At 63.0% G+C, this 8,451-nt stretch carries 7 protein-coding genes and 1 pseudogene; all 8 read right to left on the minus strand.

Translation table 11 applies throughout. The features are described 5' to 3' along the window. Positions 1–361: 361 nt before the first annotated feature. On the minus strand, positions 362–2,290 hold the full coding sequence (ftsH, locus tag EOA13_RS35955; RefSeq protein WP_023811859.1) for an ATP-dependent zinc metalloprotease FtsH: 1,929 nt from the start codon (positions 2,288–2,290) through the stop codon (positions 362–364). A gap of 125 nt (positions 2,291–2,415) precedes the next feature. Then, positions 2,416–3,810 (minus strand): tRNA lysidine(34) synthetase TilS, encoded by a 1,395-nt coding sequence (gene tilS / locus EOA13_RS35960; RefSeq protein ID WP_127297896.1) that lies wholly within the window; start codon positions 3,808–3,810, stop codon positions 2,416–2,418. A 57-nt stretch (positions 3,811–3,867) separates the two neighbouring features. Beyond that, positions 3,868–4,977, minus strand: coding sequence for a tol-pal system protein YbgF (ybgF, locus tag EOA13_RS35965; protein ID WP_127297897.1), 1,110 nt, complete (start codon positions 4,975–4,977; stop codon positions 3,868–3,870). 225 nt (positions 4,978–5,202) lie between these two features. Then, complete coding sequence (gene pal, locus EOA13_RS35970; protein ID WP_013529149.1) at positions 5,203–5,709, minus strand: peptidoglycan-associated lipoprotein Pal; 507 nt, start codon at positions 5,707–5,709, stop codon at positions 5,203–5,205. Positions 5,710–6,026: 317 nt separating this feature from the next. Then, the gene (locus EOA13_RS39500; RefSeq protein ID WP_348629782.1) at positions 6,027–6,104 is read right to left on the minus strand and encodes a hypothetical protein; all 78 of its coding nucleotides are present in this window, start codon (positions 6,102–6,104) and stop codon (positions 6,027–6,029) included. A 104-nt stretch (positions 6,105–6,208) separates the two neighbouring features. Further along, positions 6,209–6,331, minus strand: a pseudogene (locus tag EOA13_RS39505) (four helix bundle protein); the annotation flags it as partial. 31 nt (positions 6,332–6,362) lie between these two features. Further along, positions 6,363–7,673 carry a Tol-Pal system beta propeller repeat protein TolB gene (tolB, locus tag EOA13_RS35980; RefSeq protein ID WP_013529148.1) on the minus strand — a complete coding sequence of 437 codons (1,311 nt, stop codon included), beginning with the start codon at positions 7,671–7,673 and terminating at the stop codon, positions 6,363–6,365. A gap of 43 nt (positions 7,674–7,716) precedes the next feature. Next, positions 7,717–8,451: energy transducer TonB (locus EOA13_RS35985; protein ID WP_127297898.1), on the minus strand; the 735-nt coding region annotated here is incomplete at its 5' end.

Consider the following 8,451-nt stretch of genomic DNA (forward strand, 5'->3'; position numbering starts at 1 on the left):
ATACCGCGCGATCAACTTGTGACCACAGGTTCGGCCAATCCCGAAACGACGACAAAGCGCACTGACATTGCTGCCATCCTGCACCGCAAGACGCACAAACTCCAACTTCCCATCCATCACGCTGGTGTTCCCAAATGGCATCGCGAACCTCCCGGCGCAAAGCACGCCAAACTGTTCGCGATGTCCTCGCACACCTGTTCGCGATGTCTCCGGTCCAAACAGGGGGGAGATTGGCTATCACCTAGGCTTTCGCCAATCGTCACCGTCGCAGATGCGAGGTCGCGGACAACTCCTCCCCAACGCCAAAAACGAAAAACGCCGCGGAGCAAGCCGCGGCGTTCGATGAAATCAGTGGTCAAGCTCAGCTCGATGGCTGCGGTTCCATGCCGCCTTCGGGCTCCGGCCCCTTCTTGCGGCGGCCACCGGACTTCGGCACGGCCGAGCCACGGCTCGGCGGCGTATCGTCGCCGAGGTCGCGCGCCGGCTTATGGCCGGCGATCAACTGCTTGATCTCCTCGCCCGACAGCGTCTCGTATTCCAACAGGCCTTGCGCCAGCGCGATCCATTCCTTCTTCTTCTTGGTCAGGATGGACTTCGCCGACGAATAGGCCTCGTCGATCAGGCGACGCACTTCGGCGTCGATGATCTGCGCCGTTTCTTCCGACACGTTCTGCGTGCGTGCCACCGAATGGCCGAGGAACACTTCTTCCTGGTTGTCGCCATAGGCGACATGGCCGAGCTTGTCGGAAAAGCCCCAGCGTGTGACCATGGCGCGCGCCAGCTTGGTCGCCTGCTCGATATCCGAAGAGGCACCCGAGGTGATGTTTTCCTTGCCGAACTTGAACTCCTCGGCGACACGGCCGCCCATCATGATGGCGAGCCGCGAGATCATGTATTTGTAGCTCATCGAATAACGGTCGCCTTCGGGCAACTGCATGACCATGCCGAGCGCGCGACCGCGTGGGATGATCGTGGCCTTGTGCAGCGGATCGGCCGATGGCACGTTCAGCGCGAGAATGGCGTGGCCTGCCTCGTGATAGGCGGTCAGCTCCTTCTCGGCCTGCGTCATGGCCGACGAGCGGCGCTCGGCGCCCATCATGATCTTGTCCTTGGCGTCCTCGAATTCGGCCATGGTGACGAGGCGCTTGTTGCGCCGTGCCGCCATCAGCGCGGATTCGTTGACAAGGTTCATCAGGTCGGCGCCGGAAAAGCCCGGCGTACCGCGCGCGATCACCTTGAGATCGACATTGGGCGCCAGCGGCACGTTGCGCACATGCACCTTGAGGATCTTCTCGCGGCCGACGATGTCGGGGTTCGGCACCACGACCTGGCGGTCGAAGCGGCCTGGCCTGAGCAGTGCCGGATCGAGCACGTCGGGCCGGTTGGTGGCAGCGATCAGGATGATGCTTTCGTTGGATTCGAAGCCGTCCATCTCGACCAGCAGCTGGTTCAGCGTCTGCTCGCGTTCGTCGTTGCCGCCGCCGAGGCCGGCGCCGCGATGACGGCCGACAGCGTCGATTTCGTCGATGAAGATGATGCAGGGCGCGTTCTTCTTGGCCTGGTCGAACATGTCGCGGACGCGGCTTGCACCGACGCCGACGAACATCTCGACGAAGTCGGAACCGGAAATGGTGAAGAACGGCACATTGGCTTCGCCGGCAACCGAGCGCGCAAGCAGCGTCTTGCCGGTTCCCGGAGGGCCGACGAGCAGCACGCCGCGCGGAATCTTGCCGCCGAGCCGCTGGAATTTCTGCGGATCGCGCAGGAACTCGACGATCTCTTCCAGATCTTCCTTGGCTTCGTCGACGCCGGCAACGTCCTGGAAGGTGACGCGGCCATGCGCTTCGGTGAGCAGCTTGGCCTTCGACTTGCCGAAGCCCATGGCGCGACCGGAGCCGGACTGCATCTGGCGCATGAAGAATATCCAGACGCCGAGGATGAGGATCATCGGCAGCCACGAGATCAAATAGCCGAACAGCGAATTGGAACCGTCCGTTTCAGGCCGCGCATTGATGGTGACGTTCTTGTCCTGCAGCCGCGAGACCAGCGAAGGATCGCCGGGCGAATAGGTCTGGAAGCCGCTGGCATTGTCGGTGTAGGTGCCGCTGATACGGGCGCCCGCGATGGTCACCGTCTTGACCCGGCCCGCCGCGACATCCTGCAGGAACTGCGAATAGGGCACATCGCTGGAAGCCCCTCGCGTCTGCGGCGTCTGGAACAGATTGAACAGGGCTATGAGCAGGACCGCTATGATCGCCCAGAGCGCGAGGTTGCGATAGTTCGGATTCATCAATTGTCCCGTTGGCGTCCGCGGGGCGGACACGCGTCATGAGAGGAAACTTGCGCCTAACATAGGGAGAGCGTCCCCCCTTGCCAAGCAGAACAGCACGTCTGGGTTAAGCTTTCGCGCAACCATCAGCCGGCACTGTGGCCGCTGAAAGGCAAGGGCGGCACCGGGGCCGCGCCAATCAGCCCGGCGACGGCCCGCGCCGGCGCCAGATCGAAGGACGGCAGGAAGCGGGCAAAGGGCGCAACGACCGGCCGCACTTCAACCGCCATTGGCGCCCGGCTATCCCCCGACAAATCAAGGCATTCACCGCCCTGCCACAACGCCGGCTCGGCGGCGAGCGCGGCGCGCATGAGGTTCGGCGGGGTTTTTCCATCGCCCTTCGCCAGCCGCTTCGCCGCTGCTGCGCCGAACGGGGCAATCAACAATGCGCTGCTGCTGTCGTTCAATGTGATGCGCCAGCGGCCATCCCAGACGGTGCCGTCCGTGATGGCAGCGGCGGAGGGCAAGCCGCGCGCCTCGCGGCGCAGGAAGATGCCGGAGCGCCGGGAATCCACAACCGTCCGCGACAATGTGGCGCAAAGAAATCCAGCCCTAAGCCGACCGAACAGAGTCTCGCTGCGGGCCTGATCCGGCAGGAAGGCAATCCCGCCGGTCGTGGCCAGCAGGATGCGCAACGCATAGACAGCCGCTCGCTCGTCACCTGTGTTCAGCAAAAGCGGATCAAGACGAATGAGCCCGCAGGACAGCCGGGTCGCGAAATCGCCGATCAAACTTGCGGCGGCGAGGCCGAGTTGACTGCGCGCGCGGCCCTCATGCGCGGCCAACGCCAGTGCATCGCCGATGCGCTGTGCACCGTTGCCGTCGGCAAGGGCTGCCCGCATGCGCGGCCGCTCGAAAGCCTCGTCGGCATTGGTCGGGTCGTCGGCCCAGCCGACATTCTCACGCCGCAGGACATCTCGCAGCGCCGCGCGCCGCAACCCGAGAAGTGGCCGAACGATCCACTCGCGCCAGTCATACAGGGTGGCCGGCGCCATGCCGGCAAGTCCCCTGCCTGCCATTTCGGCATGGCCTTGGCCCTCGTCCCGCGCCAATCCTTCTGCGCGCGCTTGCCGCATCAGCACCGTCTCCGCCTGGTCATCGGCGGTATGGCCGGTGAGGATCATGCCGACGCCTTCGGCTTGTGCCGCTTCGGACAGCAGCCGGTAGCGCGCCTCGCGAGCGGCGGCGGGCAGGCCGGTCGATGGCTTGCGGCCCGACCATGTCAGGATGCGGTGTGAAATTCCGAGTCTGGCGCACAGCTTCGCCACTGCTTGCGCTTCCGCAGCCGAACCGGACCGCAAACCGTGGTCGATCGTCACCGCCAGCAGCTTGGTTGCCGGCGCCGTACGGTCGAGATGGTTCTTGAGAAGAAGGAGCAGGGCGGTCGAGTCGCTGCCGCCGGACACGGCCGCAACAGCGCCGCTGGTAAAATCGATATGCGAAAAAGGGTTAGTCGAAAGGTCCGGCTCGGTGTCGAGCATAATGCATGTCGCCCAAAAGTGATCCCGGTTTCAGGACAACGACATGTATGACAAGGATCAGCAGGCAGCCAGAGCCTTCTCCTGCTTGACGCGTTCCTTGAGCGCGCTGGAAATATCGGGGTAGCGCTTGCCGACCTCGCTGAAAGTGGCGCAGGCAACGTCGTGCTGCTTGAGGCCGACCAGCGACACGCCGAGCTTCAGCAACATGTCGGGAGCTTTCTTGGCCTTGGGATAGTCCTTGCTGGCGGCAAGGAACGTCTCGGCCGCATCGCGGTATTTCTGCTGGCCGAGCAATGACTCGCCCAGCCAGTAATGCGCGTCCGCTGCCTTCGCATCCCTTGGGAAGCGGGCGATGTGGTCGCGAAAACCCTGCTCGGCGGTGCCGTAGTCGCCCGAGAGGATGAACTGGTATGAGTTGCGGTAAAGCTCCTCCGGGTTGTTGGTGGCGGGCAACGCCGCGACCACCGTGTCGGATTTGCCGGCCTTGGGCGCCGCCCCGGCGACTGGCGCGGTGTCCTGCGCCGGCGCGGTCGATTGTGTGTTGCCGCCGGCATCGATGACATTGCCATTCTTGTCGACGGTGATGGTGCCGAAATTCTTTTCCGGCGCTCCCGTACCGGGAATAACCTTGCCGGGGTCGCCATCGGGAGATTCGACGATGACGTCCTCGACCGTCTTGCCGCCTGCCGACTGGTCGTTGGCGGGCGCGGCGCCGGCATCGGCCGGCGCCCGTATTGCCGGGGCCGCCGCCACGTCGTTGTCGGTGCCGGTGGTGGCGTCCGATTTCTTCTGCGCCGGCGGCTGCCCGCCTTGCGTGCCGCCACCTTCCAGCTGCTGGAAGCGGAATTCATTATCTTCCTGCTGCTTGCGGATCTGCTCCTGCATCTGCAGGACCTGGAAATTGAGTTCCTCGATCTTGCCGTTCATCTGCCGCAGCTGCTCTTCCAGGCTGGTGACAGCGGCAGGATCGGACTGAACCAGCTGAACCTGGTCCGGTTCCTTCTTTTGACCAAAAAAGCCCGGCAATTCGATACTGGGAAGATGGAAGGTAAAGCCGCTGTCGGTTGATTGCCCTGTGCCGCTCGCCCCGGTGCCGCTAGCCAAGGCGGTGACGCCTGATAGGAGCAGCAGCGCAAGCGTGCCGCTCAGAACCGATCTCAAATGCATGTGCCTCTCGCAGTGATTTCGTTAGCTTGTTCGCGCCTTCCAATCAGAATGGGACCAGCCAAGCGCCCTCGGCTCATAGCAGGAGCCGAGACTTCGGCCAAATTTTGTTTCGAGCATCCGGATATGAAAAAGGCGGCCCCAGGGCCGCCTTTCGCGCAGGTATGTTGCATTTTTACCGCTAGACGGCCGCGCGTTCTTTGACGCGCCGGTCGGCTGCGTGATGCCTCAGGAGCCAGCACCGCTGAGCGTGGTGACCGCGCGGCGATTCTGCGACCAGCAGGAGATGTCGTCGCAAACCGCGACCGGACGTTCCTTGCCGTAGGAAATGGTCTTGAGACGGCTGGCCGAGACGCCCTTGGCGACAAGGAAGTCACGGGTGGCGGCGGCGCGGCGGGCGCCGAGCGCCAGATTGTATTCGCGCGTTCCGCGTTCGTCGGCATGGCCTTCGACGACGATGGCATACTGCTTGTACTGATTCAGCCACTGCGCCTGGCGCGAGAGCGTCGTCTGCGCGTCGGCACGGATCGAGGTCGAGTCCGTATCGAAGAAGATGCGGTCGCCAATGTTGACGGTGAAGTCCTGCGCCGATCCGGGTGTTGCGGCGCCAGCGCCGTTGAGGCCAAGATCGGCCGCGTTGTTCGGCGTCTTCTTCGAGGCGCAACCTGCGATGGCGAGCATCGCCACCAGCGCGATCATGACCGGGTTTCTGGTAAGTGCTGCGATACGGCCCATGCCGCCTCTCCTTCGTATTTCGAGTGATCTAATTTGAGTGATTTCGTTGATCACCCAGTAACCACGTTTGGGTTAACCGGCATTCAAGAAACACGGTTAAATTTTGGTTTAAGCTGCCCGTCCGCAGCCGTTTAGCTATGAGCCACAGTTGGCGCGGACCCTAGGCGGAAATGCGGCCAAAACGCGACAAAGAGATGGAAAAGAGGAATTGAAGAGTTGGGGAATTGAGGAACTGAAGAGAGAACTCACTTCAGCTTTTCTCGCAAATTGATCAGCATGCCGTAGATTTGGGCGTAGGATCGCAGCCAATCGTCGTGTTATGCCTGGCCGATGTATCCAAGGTCGAACGCATAGGAAATCCACGTCTCCACTTCGCTGCATGACCCCATTGCCATCGAAATGAACCGCGCGAATTCGGGTTTGGAGTGAGTCTGCTTGGCAATCCCTCAGCCAAATTGGCGCAGATTCCCTTGCTGGAGCGACGCAACTGACCAGCCAGTGCGTATTGCTCCATTTTCGGAAAAGCTAGCGTAGCTTTATGCACATCAAGAGAAATCACATAGGCGCGCTTATAAACCTCTAGATCCTTCGCGCGCTTAATATAGTTCCCCGGTTTCTCCATCTCTTCAATTCTTCATTTCTCCATTCGTCTCTTACTCCAGCAGCGGCGACCAGGCCGGGTCCGAAGCGAAGTTCGCCGTCGGGATCGATTGCTCGTTGCGTCCGGTAAGATCGACCGAAACCAGTTTGGGGCCACCGGCGGAATCGCGGAAGAACATCAGCACGCGGCCATTCGGCGCCCAGGTCGGTCCCTCCTGCTGGAAGCCGGAGGACAGGATGCGCTCGCCCGAACCGTCGGTCTTCATGACGCCGATCTGGAATTCGCCGCCGGTCTGCTTGGTGAAGGCGATCAGGTCGCCGCGCGGCGACCAGACCGGTGTCGAATAGACGCCGTCGCCAAAGGAAATGCGGGTCTGGCCCGAGCCGTCGGCGCCCATCACGTAGATCTGCGCGCGGCCGCCACGGTCGGAGGTGAACACCACCTTGCTGCCGTCGGGCGAATAGGACGGCGAGGTGTCGATGGCGGTCGAATTGGTCAGCCGCGTCGTCGAACGGCTGCGCAGATCCATAGCGAAGATGTTGGAATTGCCGTCGTCGCGCAGCAGGCTCATGATCACCTTCTGGCCGTCGGGCGAAAAGCGCGGCGCAAAGGTCATGCCGGGGAAATTGCCGACCAGTTCGCGCTGCCCCGTTTCGATCTGCAGCAGGTAGACCCGCGGCTGGCCGCTTTCATAGGACATGTAGGTGATTTCCTGCCGGTTCGGCGAGAAACGCGGCGTCAGCACGATCGACCTGCCGTCCGAGAGATAGCGCACATTGGCGCCGTCCTGGTCCATGATCGCAAGGCGCTTCTTGCGCGCATTCTTGGCGCCCGATTCGTCGATGAAGACGACGCGGGTGTCGAAATAGCCTTTTTCGCCGGTCAGCCGCTCATAGATGGCGTCGGCGATGATGTGTGCGACCCGCCGCTGATTGGCGTCGTTGGCGAAGAACTGCTCGCCGGCCATCTGCTGGCCGGCAAAGGTATCCCACAACCGGTACTGGGCGCGGATGCGGCCGTCGGCTTCCTTGCTGACGCTGCCGGTGACCAGCGCCTGTGCGTTGATCACCTTCCAGTCGTCGAAGCGCGGGGCTGCATCGGGGTTGGTGATCTTCTCGATAAAGGCGCTCTTGTCGATCGGAGCGAACAGACCCGAACGCTTCAAATCGGCGGTGACGATCTGCGAAATCTGCGCCCCAAGCGCGTCGCCGCCCTGGAAATCCGTGATGGCGATCGGCAGCGGCTCGACATTGCCCTTGTTGACGTTGAGCTCGACGAGCGCCAGCGCCGGCAACGTGCCTGCCGCGGTCATGCCCATCGCCATTGCTGCGACCATCAGGAGCGGCTTGAGGATTGATTTCATGTCTTCTCGCTTCTCGTACTGATTTTCGGATACGCGGGCCGCCTTAGAGGCCCAGCATCTCCCTTGGATCGAAGGTGACGCGGACGTCGGCCCAGATGTCCTGCTTGCCGGCGGGAACTTGCAGGCCGGTGACATCGCATTTTTGCACCGCACGAACGGCACTTTCGTCGAACTGGCGATTTCCGCTCGACTTTTCGACCGCCGGGCGCCCGTCCAGCTTGCCGGAACCATCCAGGTTGAACCGCACCACGACGACGAAGTTCTCGGAACCTTCCAGGCCCGCGGGAAGGGTCCAGCAGCCGCCAAGCTGGCTTTCCAGGGCGCCCATTTCGGACCTGGAAAGCTTCTGGCCCTGATCCTTGTCGCCGCCGAGCGATGCCTGCTGGGTCGAGCGCTTGGCGCCGCCGCCGGATGGCTTCTGCTTGTCGAGCAGCGCGGAGATCTCGTCGGCGTTGAATTGCTTGTCATCGGACTTCGGCTTCGACGACGCTTCCTTGACCGGCTTGTCGGCGTTCTTGCGGTCCGGCGCCTTGGCGCTTTCGGCCTGCGCCGGCTGCGGCTTCGGCCGTGCCTCCGGCGCGGGCGCCGAGTCGGGCAGCTGCGTCGCCTCGGCGGGGGGCTCCTGCGCTATGGCTTCGGCGACGGCGTCGGGCTTGACCTCGGGCGTCGGATCGATGGCGGCGGTCTTGTCCTGCGGCGGCGGGGTTGGCGCCGGCTTGGCCGGGGCCGGCCTGGGGTCGGGCTGCTTGAACGGCTCGGGGCTGGACTCCTCAATGGG

This window comes from Mesorhizobium sp. M7A.F.Ca.US.011.01.1.1 (assembly GCF_003998295.1).
GTDB lineage: Bacteria > Pseudomonadota > Alphaproteobacteria > Rhizobiales > Rhizobiaceae > Mesorhizobium.